The sequence below is a fragment of the Myroides odoratus genome (genome assembly GCF_965118575.1).
In the GTDB taxonomy this organism is placed as follows: domain Bacteria; phylum Bacteroidota; class Bacteroidia; order Flavobacteriales; family Flavobacteriaceae; genus Flavobacterium; species Flavobacterium odoratum_B.
In genome coordinates this window covers 53,032-77,009 of sequence record NZ_CBCPHW010000018.1, presented here as the reverse complement: position 1 = coordinate 77,009, position 23,978 = coordinate 53,032, and the positions used below count along the sequence as shown (strand labels likewise).

General features: G+C 35.2%; 17 protein-coding genes. 3 read left to right on the top strand and 14 right to left on the bottom strand.

The features are described 5' to 3' along the window. Positions 1–952: 952 nt before the first annotated feature. On the top strand, positions 953–1,348 hold the full coding sequence (locus ACMHJ2_RS14485) for an XRE family transcriptional regulator (protein ID WP_413513582.1): 396 nt from the start codon (positions 953–955) through the stop codon (positions 1,346–1,348). A 408-nt stretch (positions 1,349–1,756) separates the two neighbouring features. Here the strand turns inward: ACMHJ2_RS14485 and ACMHJ2_RS14480 are convergent, their stop codons facing one another. The 10 genes from ACMHJ2_RS14480 to ACMHJ2_RS14435 all read right to left on the bottom strand — a co-directional run bounded on the left by ACMHJ2_RS14480 (position 1,757) and on the right by ACMHJ2_RS14435 (position 9,123). After that, entirely contained in the window at positions 1,757–2,008 is a 252-nt protein-coding gene (locus ACMHJ2_RS14480; RefSeq protein WP_413513581.1) for an immunity 17 family protein, read from the bottom strand. 463 nt (positions 2,009–2,471) lie between these two features. Next, entirely contained in the window at positions 2,472–2,957 is a 486-nt protein-coding gene (locus ACMHJ2_RS14475; RefSeq protein ID WP_413513580.1) for an imm68 putative immunity domain-containing protein, read from the bottom strand. 200 nt (positions 2,958–3,157) lie between these two features. After that, entirely contained in the window at positions 3,158–3,481 is a 324-nt protein-coding gene (locus ACMHJ2_RS14470) for a hypothetical protein (protein WP_413513579.1), read from the bottom strand. Continuing rightward, positions 3,478–4,074, bottom strand: coding sequence for a hypothetical protein (locus tag ACMHJ2_RS14465; protein WP_413513578.1), 597 nt, complete (start codon positions 4,072–4,074; stop codon positions 3,478–3,480). The genes ACMHJ2_RS14470 and ACMHJ2_RS14465 overlap by 4 nt, the downstream gene beginning before the upstream one ends. 93 nt (positions 4,075–4,167) lie before the next feature. Then, the gene (locus ACMHJ2_RS14460; protein WP_413513577.1) at positions 4,168–4,767 is read right to left on the bottom strand and encodes a hypothetical protein; all 600 of its coding nucleotides are present in this window, start codon (positions 4,765–4,767) and stop codon (positions 4,168–4,170) included. A 169-nt stretch (positions 4,768–4,936) separates the two neighbouring features. Next, positions 4,937–5,452: a hypothetical protein gene (locus ACMHJ2_RS14455; RefSeq protein WP_413513576.1), complete on the bottom strand. Its 516-nt coding sequence runs from the start codon at positions 5,450–5,452 to the stop codon at positions 4,937–4,939. A 201-nt stretch (positions 5,453–5,653) separates the two neighbouring features. Next, the gene (locus ACMHJ2_RS14450) at positions 5,654–6,616 is read right to left on the bottom strand and encodes a WG repeat-containing protein (RefSeq protein WP_413513575.1); all 963 of its coding nucleotides are present in this window, start codon (positions 6,614–6,616) and stop codon (positions 5,654–5,656) included. 126 nt (positions 6,617–6,742) lie between these two features. Then, positions 6,743–7,570 carry a hypothetical protein gene (locus tag ACMHJ2_RS14445; protein ID WP_413513574.1) on the bottom strand — a complete coding sequence of 276 codons (828 nt, stop codon included), beginning with the start codon at positions 7,568–7,570 and terminating at the stop codon, positions 6,743–6,745. Between the two features lie 187 nt (positions 7,571–7,757). Beyond that, a complete protein-coding gene (locus ACMHJ2_RS14440; protein ID WP_413513573.1) occupies positions 7,758–8,336 on the bottom strand; it encodes a hypothetical protein in 579 nt (192 codons plus the stop codon). 160 nt (positions 8,337–8,496) lie between these two features. Then, positions 8,497–9,123, bottom strand: a complete 627-nt coding sequence (locus ACMHJ2_RS14435) for a hypothetical protein (RefSeq protein ID WP_413513572.1) — start codon at positions 9,121–9,123, stop codon at positions 8,497–8,499. A 719-nt stretch (positions 9,124–9,842) separates the two neighbouring features. Between ACMHJ2_RS14435 and ACMHJ2_RS14430 the strand changes: the two genes are divergently transcribed. After that, positions 9,843–10,442, top strand: a complete 600-nt coding sequence (locus ACMHJ2_RS14430; RefSeq protein ID WP_413513571.1) for a hypothetical protein — start codon at positions 9,843–9,845, stop codon at positions 10,440–10,442. A gap of 1 nt (position 10,443) precedes the next feature. Next, positions 10,444–11,289, top strand: coding sequence for a hypothetical protein (locus tag ACMHJ2_RS14425; protein ID WP_413513570.1), 846 nt, complete (start codon positions 10,444–10,446; stop codon positions 11,287–11,289). 596 nt (positions 11,290–11,885) lie between these two features. Here the strand turns inward: ACMHJ2_RS14425 and ACMHJ2_RS14420 are convergent. From ACMHJ2_RS14420 to ACMHJ2_RS14405, 4 genes are read right to left on the bottom strand one after another with little or no spacing between them, the layout of a single operon-like run. Further along, entirely contained in the window at positions 11,886–13,847 is a 1,962-nt protein-coding gene (locus ACMHJ2_RS14420) for an OmpA family protein (RefSeq protein ID WP_413513569.1), read from the bottom strand. 12 nt (positions 13,848–13,859) lie between these two features. Beyond that, positions 13,860–14,792, bottom strand: a complete 933-nt coding sequence (locus tag ACMHJ2_RS14415; protein ID WP_413513568.1) for a type IX secretion system membrane protein PorP/SprF — start codon at positions 14,790–14,792, stop codon at positions 13,860–13,862. Positions 14,793–14,803: 11 nt separating this feature from the next. Then, positions 14,804–16,087: a gliding motility-associated C-terminal domain-containing protein gene (locus ACMHJ2_RS14410; RefSeq protein WP_413513567.1), complete on the bottom strand. Its 1,284-nt coding sequence runs from the start codon at positions 16,085–16,087 to the stop codon at positions 14,804–14,806. Positions 16,088–16,092: 5 nt separating this feature from the next. Then, positions 16,093–23,808, bottom strand: a complete 7,716-nt coding sequence (locus tag ACMHJ2_RS14405) for a hypothetical protein (protein ID WP_413513566.1) — start codon at positions 23,806–23,808, stop codon at positions 16,093–16,095. Positions 23,809–23,978: the final 170 nt, after the last annotated feature.

The following is a 23,978-nucleotide window of genomic DNA, read 5'->3' as shown; positions in this document are numbered from 1 at the left end:
AATTCTCTTTTATAGGAAAATCTTCTTTTTTACAAAATATCACTTTAAGCTACTCATCGACTGCTTTGAGTAACCGATGCGATGCTTCCTTCGTCAGCAGGACATACAAGATGGCTGCGTATGGTTGCTTCCTGCGTTTCTTTTAGAAAATAAAAAAACGAAATACCCAGTACAACGAGGGATTGGCTTTCTTTGTGTCTATATACCCCTGACTGGGACATGCAATCCCTCTTTCTTCGCAAAGAATACCGATAGCAAAAATTGTCGGCTCGTCTGTCACCCTAACGAAGGGAGAGTCTCATCCGTTAATCACAGCAGTCCATTACAAAAGCAAAAAAGCAACAACCAATTTCGACTTTTCTTTTAGTCTTGTTTTAGTCTTGTTTTGGAAAATAACCGTAAACCCTTGTAAACACAGGGCTGAGTAGAAGAAGAGTAAAACAAGAGTAAAACAAACCCCAAACTACTCGAGATAAAAGATTGAATACCAGTTTATTGATTTTTCACTTTGGTAAAAAAAACACTTTTTTTGACTATTTACGTCTATTTATTCCCTTTTTTGTCGATTTTCGACGTTTTGCGTTAATCGGGGTTTCAGGTGTAAAAAGGCTTTTATAGTTTTGTGAAGCATTTCCGTTACAAGCTAACTGTCATAATGAAAGCAAGAAGGAAGTTTAACTAGAAAAAAAATCCGAACAGAAATTAAACAGGGAATTTTAAGAGGCGTGAATGGAAAAATCGGTACTGGGGTCGTGCAACTTGGAGAGGAATAAATAGCATTCGAGTTTTACCATTCATTGAATCGTACATGTAATTGCTTTTAAATTGGTGAATAGTAAACGTATAATATCCTCTAGGATCAACTAGTTTAGCGGATAATTTACTAACTTTACGATTCAATCTTTTTAATAAAAGCGCTAGCTTTGAGCTAGCACAAACTCAATGTTGAAATATGGAAAACAAAATACACCAAGGAAGAAATGTAAAGCGTTTTAGAGAAATGCTCGGAATCAAACAAGAGGTCTTGGCTTTTGATTTGGGAGAGGATTGGAACCAAAAGAAAATCTCTTTACTTGAACAGAAAGAAGTCATTGATAATTCACTTTTACAACAGATTTCTAAAGTCCTTAAAATCCCAGTTGAAGCGATTGAGAATTTTGATGAAGAACAGGCAATTAATATGATCTCGAATTCTGTATCATTTGAAAATTGTCACCAACCTTCTTTTTTTAATTATCAACCAAATTTCAATCCAATTGATAAAATGATTGAGTTATATGAGCGTATGTTACAACAGCAAAAAGAGATGATTGAAAAATTAGAGAAATTAATAGAAGAAAAAAAATAATATTATTCTGAGATACTGATGTAAATAATCTTGATTATGAGAAGACTTACATTCCCTATTATATCCGTGTAATTTGGTAATCAAAGTGAAATAGATGAGATTATTAGGTTATATACAAAAGAAAAAAACACTCTTGACATTATGTTTTTTTTAAGACTTATGCTTTATAAGTTATTGACTAGAGAGGAGCATCTCCTCTTTCTCTTTTTTAGTTAGAACAATATGAAATATTATTTATTAACAACAATACTATAATTTAGTTCAAATATGCTCCTATCATATTTGAATAATAAAATTTTTGAACTTACATTATTCGGTTTATCATTCCCATTGGTTTTACTCCCCATCTGTTCGGTACTAAGATATTGTTTTTGAATATACTAATTCCTTTTAATGTTGAACAATTCATTATGTACTTAGTAGATAAATAGAACTGATAGCTATTATACCAAGGATAAGGATTACGATCATTATTTTCCGGTAGTTTTCATAACCAAACCATTCAACGAGTACCACGCTTTTTCTATTTCCCGTTGGGTCTGTTGCCCATTTCCATCGCTTTATGTATCCTATTAAAATTAATGTAAAAATAAGACCAACAATAATATAGGCGAGTTTGGGATTATTTTTTATATGGTTAAAAATTTCGTCAATGTTCATTGCTTCTTATATCTTTGGTTGTGTTCTGTAAAATTACGACTACCTTCAGTCTGTGAAAAAACCTCCATAATCCTATTGATCAAAAATCATTATTCGGAGGTTTATATTATACGAAGTAGTTATCTAAAATTAAACCTTCGGTATCTCCTTTTTGTGATTTAGTCTCTCGCGAAGATAACTATAAATCATAAAATATGATTCCAAAAAAAGATTCTGATGTCTTGCGAGACAACGATCTACTGAATTAAGCTAAGCGTTAAATTCCTGGATACGAAAATTTGATAAACCGATTTGAGCGATCGATTTCAGTTTTTAGAATAGTTTTTGAAAACGGTAAAAGCTTCAACTTTTGCGACTAAAGGTAAAAGTACTGGATAAAAGCGAGAAGAAAGCTTTTACCCAAATGTCCTTATTGCAAAATCCTTGTTTTGTACCGCTTTTTGTCGAATGTAACAAAAAGCGTTTACTTTTTTTTAATACTTTCTTTTATGCACTCGATAATTTCTAAAATATCAACAAGTGTATCCTCTTTATAGTCTCCTAGCATTTCAAATAACACAAATTTCTCTGTATTATTGTGAATATCAGTCAAGGCATTTTTTAATGTTAGCAATTCCTCTTTTGAGATGTCAAAAGTTAAAATTTTTGAACCGTAAGCATTTGTCAAATCAGCACTCCCATTTAGTTCACTTTCAGCAACAATTGCTGTTAGTGCAATCACAGCTTCTTCATAATGTACAAACTGTTCGAAGTCTGGATTTTCAAGCCGGACATTGTTATCCGTGCGTTGATTGAGCAGTTCAGGTTGATCAAAATATTTTTTTAAGTCACAAAGTTTGTATATTTCCGTCAATGTTAATTTTTTACTTGGAACTTTCTCTAAAAATTGTTGAAAGTCTCCCCCATGATCACTTCCAAATGCGGTGTCTTTCCATTTTTCTATAAACATATTTTTTTTATTTTAGTTAATGTTTGTCGCTGAAGCGTCGTTCTAAAAAATGGAACACAACGTTTCTGGGCATGGCGATGGTGGGGCAATTGAAGAACAAACTTTTACTTTACAGTTTTGCCTCACTATTGCAAACAGCCAAACCCTCACCGAAAGTAAACCCTTGTTAGCTAAGATTATTTTAAGTCGTTACTTTTTAGTTACCACTCTCGCCAATTATCGATATATTTTTCTGTTTCATCAAGTCCTACAATCGTTCCCATTTTATATAAAGCATCACATAATCCTTCTCTTTCTTCTGTGTCGATGTAACTTTCAATAGCATCATTGTCTTCGATTTGGTTGAGCAATAGCACACAGTTTTCAAACAAATTAAGTATTTCGCTACTTTCTGTGTTTTCAGGAAGTGCAATTAGTTTGTCTCGAAGTGCATTGAGCTCTGCCATTAGAATGGGTTCTAAATCTTCATAAACTACTGGAAGCGACTGTTTGAAATCAATCTTTTGTAATGCTAACTTTTTCATAATTCAAAATTATCTACTTTTTTGTGAGAAAACTTTAGCGTATAATTTATTTCTCCTGCTTTTTTTGTTGCAATTCTTGCTTGGTTAAGGTCAAGTCGATATTCTTTGAGGCAAGTTTTGATACTGCTAACCGCTTTTTCACTATCTACAACCTTACAAAAAATATTTAATTTCTTTTGCCCCATATCAAAACCATCAACATCGCCTAATCCATTCCAACCTAGATGGTCTTTTAGATATTCTTGCACCTTGTCTTTAAGCCATAAATCTCTTTTATTTCCTAATTCACTCTTTAAAGGAAATTGAACAACAACCCAATGATGATTATCTTCATCGATTTGATAATAGCCATGACTTTCACAGTCTTTACAGAAATTATGTACAAAATCGTCATTTGCATTTTTCGTTTCAATCGGAATCTCTTCTACTTTTCCTTTATAACCCACTTTTCCATAGTGAACAATGGCTACTTTTCTCTTTTCTTCAAACCAAGATTCTTTGTAAAGTAGCTGTTCTTTGTCGTCAGCTTTATAATATTTTATCATTGTAAGTTCACTTCGTTTATTCTGTACTGGGGTCAGTTTGATCAGCATATCCAATTATTTTCCGGTATTTTCCATAACCGAAGCAGTTAGCTAAATAAAGCCTTCGGCAGCTCCATTTTACCAATGGACATTTTTTTACATTTAGAATTTCACTATAAAATCATAGCCGTGTTCGGTAATGTAAACAGGAATATTTCCCCAATCTAATTTTCTTTCTTTTGCACTTTGATGTGCTTTTTTCATTATTTCCATAAATCTGGAAATTATAATTTGTTCACACCAATCTCTTGCCTCTTGCATTTCATCGGTCCATTCGTCATTTTCTTCCTTTTCTTCAATCGTTTCAAAGAGATTTTGAAATCTTTCGTAACCTGTCAATACAAATTCTTTCGTTGTCATTACATCTCTTTTGCAGTCCGAAAGCCATTCCATGTCTTCAAGATCAAGTCCGCCGTCTTCTTTGTAAGCAATGCCGTCTATGTACCAAACATCTGTGTTTATGTCAAATTCGTTCATTTCAAAGTACAGTGCTTTAATTTCCATTTTCTTTGAAATTTCTTTGTAAAAACGGTCAATCCAATTGACTAAATCGTCGGCAAGATTTGTAAAGGTTTTACCCATGATTTCGTGGAATTCTGTTGTAGCAATTTTACTAAGCTCTTTTTCCGCAGTAATAATGGCTTTCTGAAAGTCAAGATTTTCAAGGTCGGAATTTATTTGTTCTGCAAAATCAAAGTTCATTTTTGTGTCTTTATATATTATTTGGTCGTGTTGTTGTATGTTTACTGCTAACGTTTCTAGGCATTGCGATGGCGTTGCAATGCTGGAGCAATGGAAGTACTAACTTCGAACTTTACAGTTTCGCCTCACTATTGCATACAGCGAAGCCCTCAATGAAAGTCCCCCCTTATTAGCGGTTGCCTTTCGCTCGTTGTTCAAAAAATGTTTTCACATATTTTTCAAAATCTTTTATTTGTAAAAGTCTTTCTCTTAGCGTCTCTATTTTTATGAAATCTTTGGATTTTGTCAACACGCCAAAAGCACAATGTCTAACATCTAAATCTTCTTTTTTGTTCTCCATAGTGTTTATAGAAAAGTCTATAACGTCAGGAAAACTGCTAAAACTCCAAGACAAAGACATAAACCCATATTGTCTGACCATTTCATCTATTTCAATTTTTAAAGCTTCTAAAATCCTGTTTTTTATGGCTATACTATTAAGATTGCTAAAATCTGTAATTTCAATAATCTTGTAAACATTTACTTTTACAAGGTCATAAGTTTCACTTTGCTCAATTAAATCCAATAAAAAATTCCATTTAGTTTTGTCATTCAAGAATTGGAAGTCTGTATTAATAATTTCAGCCTTTTCATCCTCGTCCTTTTCGGAGTGATATTTGTCAATTAGTTGATTTAGTTCTGTCATTACATATTGTTTGTAAGGTTTCCGCTAACTTGTATATGCTACTTCAAAGTAACGACAATCTGTTTATAATTGGATGTAGAGTCGCTACAAGCGAGCGAATCAGTGACAAATATAGAAAATCTGTTTTATTACAAATCTTCTATAGTATAAATATTTAGTCGAAGAACTATGGTTGAAATTTTCAGTTTCGCCTCGCTAATTTCAACGTGTCGGTTTCCAAATGTAATCACCCTCCTTATTGATGTAACCCTCTTTATAAACAGCGTGGTCTTTCCCAATGGTAACTTTAGCTATCCCATTTTCAAAACGTTCTACATGTGCAAATTTTGGTTTAATAACCATGTTTCCCTCTTTATTTATAAATCCATGTTTATTATTTTTTTTTAATTGAACACCTGCCAAACCATCTGAGAAATTTTCTCCCACTAAGTATTCACAGGGAATAACAACGGCTCCCTTCGTATCAATGTACCCATTGCCATTGTCCCAAACACAACATAGTCCCTCTGAAAAATGCCCATTAGCTATTTTAAAATTAGGCGGAATTAAAACTTCGTTGTTTCTATTTACAAAGCCAGCTAATTGTTTTTTATTAGCTTTTTTACCAATAACCGTTGCTATTACGGCTGCCATACCTTCATGAAAGGAGCTTGTATAATCATATATGGGGGGTATAATGAAGTTGTTATCAATATCAATAAAGCCCCATTTCTTCTCTATCAAATCCCTACAATTAATCAAACCTTCATTATATTCCGATACTCCAAATTCCCGGTTCGTCAATATTATTTTGCCACTTGTATTTATGAAATAAGATGAAGTGAACCTATTGTCTTGTACTAATGCTATTCCGTTATGAAATTCATTTACGCGATAGTATTTAGGTTCAATGACTATATCATTTTCTCTATTGATGAAACCAAATTTCCCGTCAACTTCCACAATTGCTAATCCATCATAAAAACCTCCAAAGCCATATTTGTATCTATATTTGGGGTTTATATATATATTGCCTTTGCAGTCCATATATCCAAACTCCTCATTAACTATTATTCCTCCAAACATATTGGCGAAGTCAAAGTCAAACTTTGTAATCAGGTTTCCCTGATTGTCTATAAAAGCATATTTCCCATTTTTTTTTACAGGATAAAATTTTTCTGCCATATCGTTCAATAAGTTTCTGCCAACGTCTCGGGGCTTTGTAATGATTGTAGCCAATCTAAGTACAAATACTGAATGGATGAACTACGGTAGAAATTACCGTTTAACCCTTCTGTTGCTAACCAATTTTTAGTTGCCGTTTATTTCTGTGTTAAGTTGTTTGAATTTGTTCTTATTAACTCTTTTTATATTGTCCAGAATTTTTGTTTGTTTTTCAATGGGCAGTTGTTTTAATTTGTCAACAAATGTTGGATAAACTGTCTTATTCGCATAGAACCAAAGAGCGTTTGTCATCGTATCAATTTGTCGCCAATCTTTACCGAGGTTTAATGCTAAAACTTCGATTAGAAAATCTAAATCTGCAAGCCATTCTTTTTTTCCTTTTCTCCAAAATATCCCACTTATAGAAAACTCTCCACCTTTTTCCCGTCCTTCTACAAATCTTTTTCTCCAATTTTCGTCCCAATATTCGGGAATAGCACTTTCTTTCGTTTTTGCTATAGGTTTACCTAATTTTTCCAAAACGCTTCCCCACTCTTCGTCCTCAATAAACCAATTTTTCAGGGCAGATATAGAAGTTCTTCTTTCAGCTATAGTCCACTGCTTCGCCGCTTCGAGAAAGGCATGCAAGGCGACTTCAGTAGTTGGAATTGGAATATAAAATCTAGAAACCTGGTCAAATTTCCCGATTCTTTTCTGAAGCTCGGATAGTCTCTGGGCAAGAATCTCGCCGACCAACTTTGGAGGAAATACCCAAATTGCATTATACAAACTTTCATAAACACCAGAATCGTCTTTTAGTCTTATCGCGTCGATGAGTTTATGTAGATAATTTGTGTCTTCGTCGTCATTTAATGAATACATTAATTCACTAAATTTCACACAGTCTTCCGCTGTTTTTAAATCCCAAACTTTTTCAAGTTCGATACGCCAATTTTCAAAGTTTGTTGTTGTCATTCGTCTGTTTTATTTACTGCTTTTAAATGCTAGCTACCGTTCAAACGGCAACAATAAAGTAAATATTCGGTTCTGCTACACTATTTGGTTTGTTTTACTTTCTGTCAAACAGAGTGTTAAATATAAGCTACTTGCGGTCGTACAATACCGTTTTACTTGCACTTTTAAAATCTAAGGCAGCAACAAATTACTGATCCTGATGATATTTCATAATCAAGTTTGTCAGCGTTAAGGCATCATCTGCAAATCCTTGAACTAGGCTAAATGCTGATACGCCGAAATTGTTTTGTGCATAAATATTTGCTCCATTCTCTAAAAGCTTTTCTACAAAGTATAAATCGTCATTTCTTTTTACTCCGGCACTCAATAGGGCTTTTGTCAAGACAGTACCTCCATGTCCAATGCGAATATTTACATCTGCTCCATTTTTAATAAGATGATCAAATATTTCTTTTGATTTGTAGGTAAAACCAACACAAAGACATAATGCGGTATACATTCTAGGACCTCTGTGTGGTTGTGCATTAATATCAATACCTCTTTTTAGCATCTCGTCTATGATTGCAATGGGATTTAACAGGTATGGACGATTTATTTCAAATTCCTCCATATTGGTGTCATAAATTAAACTACCGAGGTAATAATGCAAAATATTTTTAGAACTTTCATCTGTGGAATTTATTTCAAAATCATCTAAAAACAGGTTAAATTCTGCTTGTGTTTTGCAATTATTGAAAGCTATTTTATGAGCGTTGGTAAACTTCATGCTGACTTGATTTATAAAATGGGTTCTTCTCTATAGGGATTTATAAAGATTTCTGGGGATTGACCTAGGCGAACGTTATCAGTTGGGTACATTACACAAAAAAAAACTGCTTATACTTTATGCGAAAAGCTTGATTTGACCTTATCGTTGATTCCATCTTTTACGCTACTATTTGATTTTTCTGAAGTATTTTTAGGTAATATTTCTCTAACATTTTAGTGTTATCAATCTTATTCGTTCTATCGGTGTATGTTAACCAATCGAACATGAGATCACTGAAGATAAGCTTTCCTGTATCAGTAAGATCTTGGTTTTTGTAATTCATATACAGAATACGATTGTTTTTATCCAATGGGTTTAGCACCAATAATTTCTTCTCATAACAAAAACGAAGAAAGATGACAAACATCTCATAGTTCTTGACGATGTGATCGGGGTATTTGCTATTGGCCGTAAAATGACAGGAGATATCGCAAACATAATTGGCCCAATCAAACTTTTCTTTATACGTAACAACAAGTAAATCCATCGCCTTTTCAATAGGTATTAAAAGCATTTTATGTTGCGCTTGCGTTGAATACCCCTTATATACTGGCGGAGGATTATTGAGCAATTGGCTTACTGCTTCTGTATAAACAAAGTATAACTCTTCATCAAATAATCCTCCCATAAAATGATTGTTACACAGCATCATCCAGTTTTTATTTTTGGCAGGGGAAAATGTTATTCTATAATCTTGACTATTTAAAAGGTCGTATGTTTTTATGATAAAATCAATCGAAGTCATTACTCTATTTATTTAGCTAATAAAACTATGGTTTTTTTATTTACAAAAAGACCCTAAAATTAACAAAGTGAATAAAAAAGAATATAAAATAAGACGGGCTGCAAATTCCGGTGGTATTGACGAGTCTCGAAAACTCACGCGGTAGCGTAGCCGTGTAGCTATACTATTCGCGTGCTAGCGGGGTTTATATAGTAAAAAAACATAGTGTAAATAGGTTGGAAAAGTTACCGAAAAGGTAATTTTCTACAAATGTATAGACCTTTCAAAAATAAAAAAAGAGGTGTAAAATTTGTATCGCTGACTAAACAAGATCCCAAATCTGCGTATCAAATACTTCACAAAAACAAGATCGAACTAGCTCTTGGAATACGAAATAAATCCAGTACACAGGCTAAAGAATACTTTATTTGAAGCAAACTTAGTAACGTTTTACCTAAAAACAAATGGCCACGTGCAGCGTAGAATTGCTTTTTCATTTCTAGTTGCTACCCAATAGTATACACAACTTCTTAGTATAAAATACAAATGTAATTGCCCCTCCCCCCTTTACTCTGTTAAAATTGAAGCCATCTCCTCTTCTAAAGATAAAGAAGATAAAAAAATGAAATAAACACCTTCTTTTTTTATAACAAAAAAACAATGAATTAAAAGTATTATCGTATTTTTAATACCTATTTCAAACATTACATATAAAAAAACCAAAATAAATAACAAATAGAATGAAAAAAACCAACCCCTTATTTGATCAATTATTCCCATTAAGAGGAAATGATCAATATCCTTCTGCGGAGATAAAAGAAAAATTAATCCACTTGTATCTTCCCTCATCGGTATCCGATTTAGCTATTAATCTATCCCATATTACTTCACAATTCTATGCTTTACTACTACAATCCATAGGTGCTAAATTTGGTGTAGATGAAATACGCCTGCAATCAGAAACACTATTCTACAATCTTGGAAAGACTAAAGCAGAACAAGCCTTATTAAAAGATCCTACTATAGATAGGGATTGTAGATCTTTTATCCTTGTAATTATTTCGGCCATTTATACTTCAAGTCCAGAATTCAAATTCACTGTTGGTCAATATACACCGCATCATGCTGAAATTAGATTAACAGGTATTGATCGGTATCACAGAGCGGCTAAACAATTTGGAATTGAATCCTATCTCAACTTCCCAACTTTCGTTTCCTTTATGCATGGAATCAAAGATTATCTTCAATTGAAAAATATAACGATACAAGTATCTGAATCATCCTATGATGATAATTCTAATATAGCTTGTACGTATACATTTATCCAGCACCGTTCATAGTATGGAAAACTTACATCATTTTATAGGAGAAAGCTATCCCTATCTTTTCACAATTAATAATTTGATCATTAAGGAATCAACTCTCGAACATACCTCTTCTATTAACCCACTTAATTCGTTTAAAGAATTTAATACAATACTACAAACTGCCTCATCCTTAGGAAGTCTGTCCCTACTAAAAACAATGAATATTTCATCCAAAACTTTTTTCTTAGGAGAAAAATCTCGAATACGAAAAATTCATACCAATTCCATAGGCCCTGAATTAAAATACTGTGCTAAAAGTCTTTTGTTTTCAAAGCGAAATGGAAAATCATTAGTTGATATTTTTAATCATCACAATCAACTAGCCTATACTTTTGAACTCGATTATGTTATTTTCTCTGAAGAATCCTTTCATCGGGTTTTCAAAGATTACTATGCAGAAAAAGTTCCTATCACCAATACTCCTCTTACGGATTATAAAGAAGTAGCATTAGACCTTATTAGTCCTTCTTATTTTAAAGTAAATATCAAAGAATTTTCAAATGAACAATGCGCAGGTCATTTTGATCATTATCCCATAGTACCAGCCGTTTTTATCGTAAATAGATTACTCGAGGCTATTGAACAATTCTTTAAGTTACAAGGCGAGCTTCTCCAAAGTAAAACCTTACTCATTGATAGCTTAGAAATTTTTCCCAATAAAGCTATTCCAACCTATACAGAATTAAATTCTTTGGTTTATTATCGTCAAATAGCAAAAGATAGTTACTTGTTTGTCTGTTCACTCAACGATCATCAAACAGAATATGGCAATTATATAATTACAGTAAAAATCAATCCATTGCCTCCTCCTAGAGAATAGTATTCAATGCTATTACAGGTAGTGGTTATATCTTGATAAAAAAAGAAAAATTAGGAGGAAATAAAGTTGTTTTTAAATGGAATGACCTACTACATTGATTTTGGATTAATAAACTATAATGCTATAGACGGGTATAAAAGGTATAAAACCAATCGAGAATTTTCCAATACAAATAATCAACTAAGACCTTGTATTCCAACCTTTTTACATCTCTATTTTGGAATTGGAATATGCCGATTTCCCTAATCAAAGTCTTGAAGAAAAATAGAAGAGTGGCTATTGCGATAGCCTCTTCTATTTCTTCCTTCACTTCTTGTTAATGCTTATTGAAGTTAGTATTCTTCTTGTGGAATCTACTATTTATAACCAATTGGTCTTATACAACAAGGGAAAAATTAAACTTCGAGTTTAGGTAGTTAATCTTAAAAATGATTGATTCCAAAATGGAGAAACTGCTATTCATCATTTTCACTCTATTACAAAGCCAGGGTTAGACTTTACTTAAAATCTAACCCTGGCTTATTTTTTTAGCAATTACATCCTTCATACCATTGCCTCATCTCAACTGAATTTTTAAAGCAGTTAAGCGGAATGTCTTACATTTTTAAAATAATAAACTCACTACGTCTGTTCAATTGATGTTCTTCAGCAGTACATGGTACGCCTTTACTGCATTTGTTTAACAATTGACTTTCTCCGTATCCTTTTCCAGTCAAGCGACTTGGATCAATACCTTGTTCAATCATCCATTGTATCGTTGCTTTCACACGTCGATCGGATAAATTCCTGTTGTAAGTTTCATTTCCTCTACTGTCTGTATGCGATCGAACATCGATTTTAATCGAAGGATATTCTTTCATCACTTCCACCACTTTCATCAACTCTATAGCAGCATCTCGGCGAATAGTCGACTTGTCAAAATCAAAGTAAATCGGTTGTAGTTTTAGTTTCTTACCGATATCATCCTGTAAGCCTATCGGTTTTCGCGTTTTCTCTAAGCCGATGTTTACGGTTTTAACTCCAGGTTCTCGGTTTACATCCAAGGCAACTTCAACCATATTATAGGATTCCTTCTCTGCTTTGATGTGGTATTTAGAACCACAGTCTAACAGGGAGGAACTATAATATCCTTTGTTGTTGGTATAAATCGTATCGAATTTCTGGTATAAAGCGTCTGAGATAACAACTAATGCATGGGCCAGCAATTCATTGGTATCCTTGTCAGATACCGTTCCTTCTATACTTTGTTTACACCTTTTTTCAGTCAAGAAGTAAATATCATCCGATCCTTTGCCTCCAGCGCGATTCGAACTCACAAATCCTTTGCCTTGTTTTGGATCCAAATAGAATCCAAAATCATCCAAACTACTGTTAATTGGCGTTCCTATATTAACAACCGGCCCAAAACTTCCATTGGGATAAATCTTAGATACAAATACATCCAGTCCTCCTAATCCAAGATGTCCATCTGATGAAAAATACAACTGATAATCCGAAGAAATAAAGGGAAAACTCTCTCTTCCTTCTGTATTGATGGATTTTCCTACGTTTTCTACTTCGCCATATCCTCCATTTTTATGTAAAGCCACTCGGAATAAATCCGATTGACCTATGCTACCTTGGCGATCCGAAGCAAAATACAACCATTGATCATCAGGAGTTAGCGCCGGATGGGCTGTATTGAAATTATCCGAATTAAAGGGCAATTCTTCTACTAGTCCCCACTTCCCATCCGATTGCTTGACTGCCTTGTATAGTTTTAATAAAGAAATCTTGTTTTTATTTTGTTTGCTCTTTCCACTGTTTTTAGAGTTATTACGCGTGAAATACATCGTACTGCCATCTTGTGTAAATACAGCCGTTGCATCATTGACTTTGGAGTTGATATCTGGAGCGAAAAGCACAGGCTCTCCAAATTTATCTTGATCCACTCTAGAACGGTACAAACTCGTATAGCTCTCATTGGTCCAACGGTGAATTTGCTTTTCACTTTGGTGATCCATGGCTCTTGCAGAGGTGAAAACAAACTGATTTCCTAACATAGTTCCACCGTAATCTGAATATTCCGTATTCAAATCCAATCGTTTGATATCATAGCGATCCGAATGATTTTCAATATGCGCTAGATAATCGCGGTTCTTTGTATATAAATCGGTTCGTGAATCGGTTTGCTCTAAAGTGGCAAACTGATCCATCCACTGTTGTGATTTTTTATACTCGTCAACCGACTTTAACGTTTGAGCATAGCGATAGTAATATTCTGAGGGTATGTCTGCTAGATTTTTATCTTCATAATCCCCTTCAAATAGTTCGGTATACCACTTATTCGCTTCTACCAACTTGCCATTAAAATAATAAGCATCCGCTAAGTTTTGCAAGACAGACGTATTTACATATCCCTTTTCGGCAATGCGTTCATACACTTTAATTGCGTCAACATACGCTAAGCGATCAAAACTTTTATCGGCCTTTTTTTCTCTTTTGATTTGACTGTATCCCGAAAGACTAAAGCTCAAGGCAACACTCAGAATTCCTAGTTGTATAATTTGCTTTACCATACTCTTTTTTGATTAGAAGAACCTTGGCGCACTGATACGCTTATAGCTATTAAACAAAGTGAATCGCATAAAGATCTCGTGAGATCCGGAGTTATAACGAGCTAATTTGCTCGTTTCTGCATCGTAGCTATATCCTACAAAAATGGACTCTGAGACTTGGAAACCAACAAGACCACTCACTGAGGCATCCCAGCGGTATGCCGCTCCAACAGTAAATTTATCTACGAACCTAAAGTTAGCTGTTACATCCACTTGTAAAGGGGAACCTTGTTCCATTTTTACCATCGCGGCTGGTTTGAATTTCAAGTTGGGATTCAAATCAAATACATAGCCCCCTGTTACATATAAATGCATTTTCTCACGAAGTGTTTTTATATTGTTATCATCATAACGCGAACGGGTTAGCAAAGTGGGTACAGATACCCCTACATAAGCTTTATCGGAATACAAAAATAATCCAGCACCAATATTCGGGGTGAATTCATTTTTGATATCCTCTGCAGCAACGGGGTCTGTTGGATTGTAAATCGTCAACTTACTATAATTCACATCCAGTAAGTTTGCCGATCCTTTTAATCCAAAAGCCAATTTATAGGTATAATTCAAATCGATAGCATACGATAAATCTACCGATAGCGTATTGTCATCCATCACCCCTAAGTGATCATTGACAAAGTTCACACCTAATCCCAAACCAGAATCGCCTAAAGGGGTATTGACGGATAGAGTAGCGGTTTTAGGAGCTCCTTCTAGTCCAACCCATTGAGTGCGGTACAAGCCAAAAATATTTAACCCCTCTCTACTTCCTGCATACGCTGGGTTAATATTAGCGTGGTTGTACATATATTGGGTGTATTGTGGATCTTGTTGACCATAGGTTTGTGTTATACTCAGCAAACCTATACCTCCAAGAACGATTGTCTTTAATTTATTGCTTACTCTCATTTTCCTGTGGTTTAATTGGTCTCTAAATGTAAATTGGCCGCTTTCTTAATCATACGACTACCGTTGGCATCTGTATATTCATACGTAACTACATAGTAATAGGTACCACTTGGCAATTTCTTGCTTTTATCTACCGTAATTTTCCCTTCTGAATAGCCCGTAAACACATTAGTACTTCCATCGCCTAGCGGATCGTAATTCGTCGTTTCATATACCTTAACTCCCCAACGGTTGTAAATCTCTACGCGATTATTGGGGTATTTTTTGATATTATCAATGATAAAGTAATCGTTCTTCCCATCACCATCAGGGGTTACAAGGTTGTAAATCACTACATCCCCATCTAAAACCCAATCTTTTTTTACCGTTGCTAAGGTGAAATAACCAAAATCTTTAATTTCAGAAACAGTCGTAATTCTTTTGGAGGACATATCCACAACGCCGCCTTCATCGACCCACAACTGTTTATGGGCATCCCAACGAACAATATGCAATTCATTTTCAGGGTCTTTCAACAATTCTGGAGGTGTAGTACGGTCATCCCAACTCAAACTCAAAACAATGTTTTTAGAAGATTTTAATTTCCCTTCCAATCTCCAATATTCTTTTTCATTGAGTGTATGGATAACCCCTGAAGTTATTTTATGTGTATCAAAAAAAGCGTGATCTTCCAAATAGTATTGCGTTACAATCGCATCTTCAACTTCTTTAGGCGCACTGATAGAAGCAGGGCGAAAGAAATTCTTGTCTCCTATTGGATATTGAAACCCGTTCTTCCCTATCTTTTCCACTTCTCCTTCTACATGGCTATAATCGGATACTTTACTTGTTTTAGAATCTGGAAGAAAAGTGAACATTCCTTCCTTATCTACAACTTTAATCACTCCTGAAATAAAAGTGGATTCTCCTTGAACTGCAATTTCATTAGACAATAAAAAACTATAAGGTTGTTCTGTATTATCAAACTCAATGTCTTGAAATTCTGACAATTTAGTTCCACTAATGTTTATTATTCTAGGAGTGCCTAGAGAACTAAAATATACCTTTGATCTTGTTACAGAAACGCCAGGATAGAATAAATTGTCATTCTTAAAGTCCTGATAGAAATAAATATTACCTCTATTTTCGAAATTACCAGAAAGGGTATTTTCGAAAGGATAATCACTGCTTAGGATTGCTCCTTCTAGAACAATAAAATCGCCTTCGTTAGTAAAATTTTTATCCACAGATACTTGTGCAAAAACAAAAGGTGTCCATAAATAAAAATAAACTATATATCTAATGCTTGTTTTCATAACTTCTACATATTAAATATAAGAATAGACAACTTTGATAGTAGAGATTCCGTATCATTTTGGTAGCCTGCAAATGAAGTAGGTATAAAATTCACTACGTGATCTGAATTTGTAGGTCGAGTAGCCCATGCAGTATATTTTACAAGATAGGTCTTAACCAAATCTTGAGTTCCTGTTGAATTATCAATAACAACTTGCTTTTGCATAGAACCTACCATTGGTGCATTTAATAATTTAATATTATCTCCATTAATATCTGTAAAGTTTGCATACATAGATGTTAGTTTTGTATTTGACTCATCATATAATGCAAATATACCTTGACCAGCAGCACCTCCACTTACATCTGCTCTAACTGATCCAGATATCGTAAATAATAACACTTTCTTTTGTCCCTTTGGCACAGTTATAGTTGTTTCTAGTCCAGGTATATTTCTCGTTGAACCAACAGGAATTTTAACAATACTTGTGCCTTGTAAATAAATAATATCATACAGAATTCCACTAATGTTTTGTTTAAAAACATCTCCACTAACCTTCTGAAGGTCGCCATTTGCATCTCTATAAATAAAATCAGTGCCGTCAAAAATAATATTCCCCTCTGCGTTTTTAGCTACTTCTTCTATCGTTTTTTTAACCGTCTCTGGGTTATTGGTAACGATCGTTTCAAAGTTTTCTGCTACAGCTGCTGGAATGTCAATCGTAACTTCTGTATTATTTTCTGATTTATAGGTATAGGTTCCATTAGCATTGGCTACCAAAGTAGTTATCGTTTCATTGGCTTTGACTAATTGGGATAAATCAACAATTTGTTCAGTGCCAGTGGCGTCTTTGTATACCAAGTTTGTACCGTTGTACGTTACATTACCCTCTACGTCTTTGGCGATTTGCTCAATGATGTTCTTTACAAACTCTGAGTTAGTATTGACAATCGTTTCAAAGTGCTCCGCTACTGCTGCTGGAATGTCAATGGTAACTTCCGTATCATTCTCTGATTTATACGTATAGGTACCATTGGCATTGGCTACCAAAGTAGTTATCGTTTCATTGGCTTTGACTAATTGGGATAAATCAACAATTTGTTCAGTGCCAGTGGCGTCTTTGTATACCAAGTTTGTACCGTTGTACGTTACATTACCCTCTACGTCTTTGGCGATTTGCTCAATGATGTTCTTTACTGTCTCTGAGTTAGTATTGACAATCGTTTGAAAGTTCTCTGCTACTGATGCAGGAATGTCAATCGTTACTTCTGTATCATTCTCTGATTTATACGTATAGGTTCCATTAGCATTGGCCACCAAAGTAGTTATTGTTTCATTGGCTTTTACTAGTTGCGCTAGGTTGATGATTTGATCTGCACCACTGGCGTCTTTGTAAACCAAATCCGTTCCGTTATAGGTTACATTCCCCTCTACGTCTTTGGCGATTTGCTCAATGATGTTTTTTACAAACTCTGAGTTAGTATTGACAATCGTTTCAAAGTTTTCCGCTACTGCTGCTGGAATATCAATGGTTACTTCTGTATCATTCTCTGATTTATAGGTATAGGTTCCATTAGCATTGGCCACCAAAGTAGTTATTGTTTCATTGGCTTTGATTAGTTGCGCTAGGTTGATAATTTGATCTGCACCACTGGCATCTTTGTAAACCAAATCCGTTCCGTTATAGGTTACATTACCCTCTACGTCTTTGGCGATTTGCTCAATGATGTTTTTTACAAACTCTGAGTTAGTATTGACGATCGTTTCAAAGTTTTCCGCTACTGCTGCTGGAATGTCAATGGTTACTTCTGTATCATTCTCTGATTTATACGTATAGGTTCCATTGGCATTGGCTACCAAAGTAGTTATCGTTTCATTGGCTTTTACTAATTGGGATAAATCAACAATTTGTTCAGTGCCACTGGCGTCTTTGTAAACCAAGTCCGTTCCGTTATAGGTTACATTGCCCTCTACGTCTTTGGCGATTTGCTCAATGATGTTTTTTACAAACTCTGAGTTAGTATTGACAATCGTTTCAAAGTTTTCCGCTACTGCTGCTGGAATATCAATGGTTACTTCTGTATCATTTTCTGATTTATAGGTATAGGTTCCATTAGCATTGGCCACCAAAGTAGTTATTGTTTCATTGGCTTTGATTAGTTGCGCTAGGTTGATGATTTGATCTGCACCACTGGCGTCTTTGTAAACCAAATCCGTTCCGTTATAGGTTACATTACCCTCTACGTCTTTGGCGATTTGCTCAATGATGTTTTTTACAAACTCTGAGTTAGTATTGACAATCGTTTCAAAGTGCTCCGCAACTGATGCAGGAATGTCAATCGTTACTTCTGTATCATTCTCTGATTTATACGTATAGGTTCCATTGGCATTGGCTACCAAAGTAGTTATTGTTTCATTGGCTTTGATTAGTTGCGCTAGGTTGATGATTTGATCTGTACCACTGGCGTCTTTGTAAACCAAGTCCGTTCCGTTATAGGTTACATTGCCCTCTACGTCTTTGGCGATTTGCTCAATGATGTTTTTTACAAACTCTGAATTAGTATTGACAATCGTTTCAAAGTGCTCCGCTACTGCTGCTGGAATGTCAATGGTTACTTCTGTATCATTCTCTGATTTATACGTATAGGTACCATTGGCATTAGCCACCAAAGTAGTTATTGTTTCATTGGCTTTGACTAATTGGGATAAATCAACGATTTGTTCAGTTCCACTGGCGTCTTTGTACACCAAGTTCGTACCGTTGTAGGTAACATTGCCCTCGATGTCTTTGGCGATTTGCTCAATGATGTTTTTTACAAACTCTGAGTTAGTATTGACAATCGTTTCAAAGTGCTCCGCTACAGCTGCTGGAATATCAATGGTTACTTCTGTATCATTCTCTGATTTATACGTATAGGTACCATTGGCATTAGCTACCAAGGTAGTTATTGTTTCATTGGCTTTTACTAGTTGACTTAAATCGACAATTTGCTCAGTTCCACTAGCATCTTTATACACCAAGTTTGTTCCGTTATAGGTGACATTACCCTCTACGTCTTTGGCGATTTGCTCAATGATGTTCTTTACAAACTCTGAGTTAGTATTGACAATCGTTTGAAAGTTTTCCGCTACTGATGCAGGAATGTCAATGGTTACTTCTGTATCATTCTCTGATTTATACGTATAGGTTCCATTGGCATTGGCTACCAAAGTAGTTATTGTTTCATTGGCTTTGACTAATTGGGATAAATCAACGATTTGTTCAGTGCCAGTGGCGTCTTTGTATACCAAGTCCGTTCCGTTATAGGTTACATTGCCCTCTACGTCTTTGGCGATTTGCTCAATGATGTTTTTTACAAACTCTGAGTTAGTATTGACAATCGTTTCAAAGTGCTCCGCTACTGCTGCTGGAATGTCAATCGTAACTTCCGTATCATTCTCTGATTTATAGGTGTACGTTCCATTGGCATTAGCGATAAGCGTTGTAACCGTTTCATTGGCTTTGATTAGTTGCGCTAGGTTGATGATTTGATCTGCACCACTGGCGTCTTTGTAAACCAAGTCTGTACCGTTATAGGTTACATTCCCCTCTACGTCTTTGGCGATTTGCTCAATGATGTTTTTTACAAACTCTGAGTTAGTATTGACAATCGTTTCAAAGTGCTCCGCTACTGCTGCTGGAATGTCAATCGTAACTTCTGTATCATTCTCTGATTTATACGTATAGGTACCATTGGCATTGGCTACCAAAGTAGTTACCGTTTCATTGGCTTTGATTAGTTGCGCTAGGTTGATGATTTGATCTGTACCACTGGCATCTTTGTAAACCAAGTCCGTTCCGTTATAGGTAACATTGCCCTCGATGTCTTTGGCGATTTGCTCAATGATGTTCTTCACTGTCTCTGAGTTAGTATTGACAATCGTTTGAAAGTGCTCCGCTACTGATGCAGGAATGTCAATCGTAACTTCTGTATCATTCTCTGATTTATACGTATAGGTTCCATTGGCATTGGCGATAAGCGTTGTAACTGTTTCGTTCGCTTTTACTAGTTGACTTAAATCGACAATTTGTTCAGTTCCCGTAGCGTCTTTATACACTAAGTTTGTTCCGTTGTACGTTACATTACCCTCGATGTCTTTGGCGATTTGCTCAATGATGTTTTTTACAAACTCTGAGTTAGTATTGACAATCGTTTCAAAGTTTTCCGCTACTGATGCAGGAATATCAATGGTTACTTCTGTATCATTCTCTGATTTATACGTATAGGTACCATTGGCATTAGCGATAAGCGTTGTAACTGTTTCGTTCGCTTTTACTAGTTGACTTAAATCGACAATTTGTTCAGTTCCCGTAGCGTCTTTATACACTAAGTTTGTTCCGTTGTACGTTACATTACCCTCTATATCTTTGGCGATTTGCTCAATGATGTTTTTTACAAACTCTGAGTTAGTATTGACAATCGTTTCAAAGTTTTCCGCTACTGCTGCTGGAATATCAATGGTTACTTCTGTATCATTCTCTGATTTATACGTATAGGTACCATTGGCATTAGCTACCAAAGTAGTTATTGTTTCATTGGCTTTTACTAGTTGACTTAAATCGACAATTTGTTCAGTTCCACTGGCATCCTTATACACCAAGTTTGTTCCGTTGTACGTTACATTCCCCTCTACGTCTTTGGCGATTTGCTCAATGATGTTTTTTATAAACTCTGAGTTAGTATTGACAATCGTTTCAAAGTTTTCCGCTACTGCTGCTGGAATATCAATGGTTACTTCTGTATCATTCTCTGATTTATACGTATAGGTTCCATTGGCATTAGCGATAAGCGTTGTAACTGTTTCGTTCGCTTTTACTAGTTGACTTAAATCGACAATTTGTTCAGTTCCCGTAGCGTCTTTATACACTAAGTTTGTTCCGTTGTACGTTACATTACCCTCTATATCTTTGGCGATTTGCTCAATGATGTTTTTTACAAACTCTGAGTTAGTATTGACAATCGTTTCAAAGTTTTCCGCTACTGCTGCTGGAATATCAATGGTTACTTCTGTATCATTCTCTGATTTATACGTATAGGTACCATTGGCATTAGCTACCAAAGTAGTTATTGTTTCATTGGCTTTTACTAGTTGACTTAAATCGACAATTTGTTCAGTTCCACTGGCATCCTTATACACCAAGTTTGTTCCGTTGTACGTTACATTCCCCTCTACGTCTTTGGCGATTTGCTCAATGATGTTTTTTATAAACTCTGAGTTAGTATTGACAATCGTTTCAAAGTTTTCCGCTACTGCTGCTGGAATATCAATGGTTACTTCTGTATCATTCTCTGATTTATACGTATAGGTTCCATTGGCATTAGCGATAAGCGTTGTAACTGTTTCGTTCGCTTTTACTAGTTGCGCTAGGTTGATAATTTGATCCGCACCACTGGCGTCTTTGTAAACCAAGTCCGTTCCGTTATAGGTTACATTGCCCTCTACGTCTTTGGCGATTTGCTCAATGATGTTCTTTACAAACTCTGAGTTAGTATTGACAATCGTTTCAAAGTGCTCCGCTACAGCTGCTGGAATGTCAATGGTTACTTCTGTATCATTTTCTGATTTATAGGTATAGGTTCCATTGGCATTGGCTACCAAGGTAGTTATCGTTTCATTGGCTTTGACTAATTGGGATAAATCAACAATTTGTTCAGTGCCAGTGGCGTCTTTGTATACCAAGTTTGTACCGTTGTACGTTACATTACCCTCTACGTCTTTGGCGATTTGCTCAATGATGTTCTTTACTGTCTCTGAATTGCTGTTGACAATCGTTTGAAAGTTCTCCGCTACCGATGCAGGAATGTCAATCGTTACTTCTGTATCATTCTCTGATTTATACGTATAGGTACCATTGGCATTAGCTACCAAAGTAGTTATCGTTTCATTGGCTTTTACTAGTTGACTTAAATCGACAATTTGTTCAGTTCCACTAGCATCTTTATACACCAAGTTCGTACCGTTGTAGGTAACATTGCCCTCGATGTCTTTGGCGATTTGCTCAATGATGTTTTTTACAAACTCTGAGTTAGTATTGACAATCGTTTCAAAGTTTTCCGCTACTGCTGCTGGAATGTCAATGGTAACTTCTGTATCATTTTCTGATTTATAGGTGTACGTTCCATTAGCATTAGCGATAAGCGTTGTAACCGTTTCATTGGCTTTGATTAGTTGCGCTAGGTTGATAATTTGATCTGCACCACTGGCATCTTTGTAAACCAAGTCCGTTCCGTTGTAGGTAACATTGCCTTCTATATCTTTGGCGATTTGCTCAATGATGTTCTTTACTGTCTCTGAATTGCTGTTGACAATCGTTTGAAAGTTCTCCGCTACCGATGCAGGAATGTCAATCGTTACTTCTGTATCATTCTCTGATTTATACGTATAGGTTCCATTGGCATTAGCTACCAAAGTAGTTATTGTTTCATTGGCTTTGACTAATTGGGATAAATCAACGATTTGTTCAGTTCCACTGGCGTCTTTGTACACCAAGTTCGTACCGTTGTAGGTAACATTGCCCTCGATATCTTTGGCGATTTGCTCAATGATGTTCTTTACCGTCTCTGAGTTAGTATTGACAATCGTTTGAAAATTCTCCGCTACTGCTGCTGGAATGTCAATCGTTACTTCTGTATCGTCTTCTGATTTATACGTATACGTTCCATTGGCATTGGCCACCAAAGTTGTAACTGTTTCGTTCGCTTTTACTAGTTGCGCTAGGTTGATAATTTGATCTGCACCACTGGCGTCTTTGTAAACCAAGTCCGTTCCGTTGTAGGTTACATTGCCCTCGATGTCTTTGGCGATTTGCTCAATGATGTTTTTTACAAACTCTGAGTTAGTATTGACAATCGTTTCAAAGTGCTCCGCTACTGCTGCTGGAATGTCAATGGTTACTTCCGTATCATTCTCTGATTTATAGGTGTACGTTCCATTGGCATTAGCGATAAGAGTTGTAACCGTTTCATTGGCTTTGATTAGTTGACTTAAATCGACAATTTGTTCAGTTCCACTAGCATCTTTATACACCAAGTCCGTTCCGTTGTACGTTACATTACCCTCTACGTCTTTGGCGATTTGCTCAATGATGTTTTTTACAAACTCTGAGTTAGTATTGACAATCGTTTCAAAGTTTTGAACTACAACAGCTGGAATGTCAATCGTAACTTCCGTATCATTTTCTGATTTATAGGTATACGTTCCATTGGCATTGGCTGCCAAAGTAGTTATTGTTTCATTGGCTTTAACTATTGCCTGAAAAAGCAATTCTATTTTAGAACCTGAGCGATCTAAGTATTCGAATCGAGTACCATCATAGAAAACATTTCCTCCTAAAGTATTTAATACATTTTGAACATTTTCATTTTTTATTATTTCTTCAAAATTATTGATAACAATATTACTTACATCGACATCCGAAACCAAGCGAACCCATTTATTTTTATTCCAATAATAAAACCCTGGCTCAATATCTCCTTGCTTTAGATTAGCATACACTAATAAACTCTCAACATTACCATTTGATATGGTGGTAGTATCAGTTGTACCTGATAAAGAAATACTAGGAATTAAGAGTCCTTTATTCTTAGACACAATCGTCAATTCAGCAGATTTGTTTGGTGTTTTGGTTCCAATACCAACTTGAGCTTTTACTGACATCACTATCAATAGTGCTGCCACACATAATAATCTTTTTTTCATAATTTATTGCTTTTTGTATAACAAAACTTAAAATATGAAAACCAAATCAAGTACTTATTTGTTATTTAAACACAAATACTAACAAAACTGAATTACTATTCATAGCCAGAAAGAATATCCTAACAAGATTGAACTACTAAAATTGATAGATAAAGCAATGTAAATTGCAA

Bases quoted from the DNA above. Each gene is read 5' to 3' on its own strand.
- ACMHJ2_RS14485 (WP_413513582.1), top strand. From the start codon at position 953: ATGGAAAACAAAATACACCAAGGAAGAAATGTAAAGCGTTTTAGAGAA.
- ACMHJ2_RS14410 (WP_413513567.1), bottom strand. From the start codon at position 16,087: ATGAAAACAAGCATTAGATATATAGTTTATTTTTATTTATGGACACCT.
- ACMHJ2_RS14445 (WP_413513574.1), bottom strand. From the start codon at position 7,570: ATGACAACAACAAACTTTGAAAATTGGCGTATCGAACTTGAAAAAGTT.
- ACMHJ2_RS14425 (WP_413513570.1), top strand. From the start codon at position 10,444: ATGGAAAACTTACATCATTTTATAGGAGAAAGCTATCCCTATCTTTTC.
- ACMHJ2_RS14435 (WP_413513572.1), bottom strand. From the start codon at position 9,123: ATGACTTCGATTGATTTTATCATAAAAACATACGACCTTTTAAATAGT.
- ACMHJ2_RS14480 (WP_413513581.1), bottom strand. From the start codon at position 2,008: ATGAACATTGACGAAATTTTTAACCATATAAAAAATAATCCCAAACTC.
- ACMHJ2_RS14465 (WP_413513578.1), bottom strand. From the start codon at position 4,074: ATGCTGATCAAACTGACCCCAGTACAGAATAAACGAAGTGAACTTACA.
- ACMHJ2_RS14470 (WP_413513579.1), bottom strand. From the start codon at position 3,481: ATGAAAAAGTTAGCATTACAAAAGATTGATTTCAAACAGTCGCTTCCA.
- ACMHJ2_RS14420 (WP_413513569.1), bottom strand. From the start codon at position 13,847: ATGGTAAAGCAAATTATACAACTAGGAATTCTGAGTGTTGCCTTGAGC.
- ACMHJ2_RS14475 (WP_413513580.1), bottom strand. From the start codon at position 2,957: ATGTTTATAGAAAAATGGAAAGACACCGCATTTGGAAGTGATCATGGG.
- ACMHJ2_RS14415 (WP_413513568.1), bottom strand. From the start codon at position 14,792: ATGAGAGTAAGCAATAAATTAAAGACAATCGTTCTTGGAGGTATAGGT.
- ACMHJ2_RS14440 (WP_413513573.1), bottom strand. From the start codon at position 8,336: ATGAAGTTTACCAACGCTCATAAAATAGCTTTCAATAATTGCAAAACA.
- ACMHJ2_RS14455 (WP_413513576.1), bottom strand. From the start codon at position 5,452: ATGACAGAACTAAATCAACTAATTGACAAATATCACTCCGAAAAGGAC.
- ACMHJ2_RS14450 (WP_413513575.1), bottom strand. From the start codon at position 6,616: ATGGCAGAAAAATTTTATCCTGTAAAAAAAAATGGGAAATATGCTTTT.
- ACMHJ2_RS14430 (WP_413513571.1), top strand. From the start codon at position 9,843: ATGAAAAAAACCAACCCCTTATTTGATCAATTATTCCCATTAAGAGGA.
- ACMHJ2_RS14405 (WP_413513566.1), bottom strand. From the start codon at position 23,808: ATGAAAAAAAGATTATTATGTGTGGCAGCACTATTGATAGTGATGTCA.
- ACMHJ2_RS14460 (WP_413513577.1), bottom strand. From the start codon at position 4,767: ATGAACTTTGATTTTGCAGAACAAATAAATTCCGACCTTGAAAATCTT.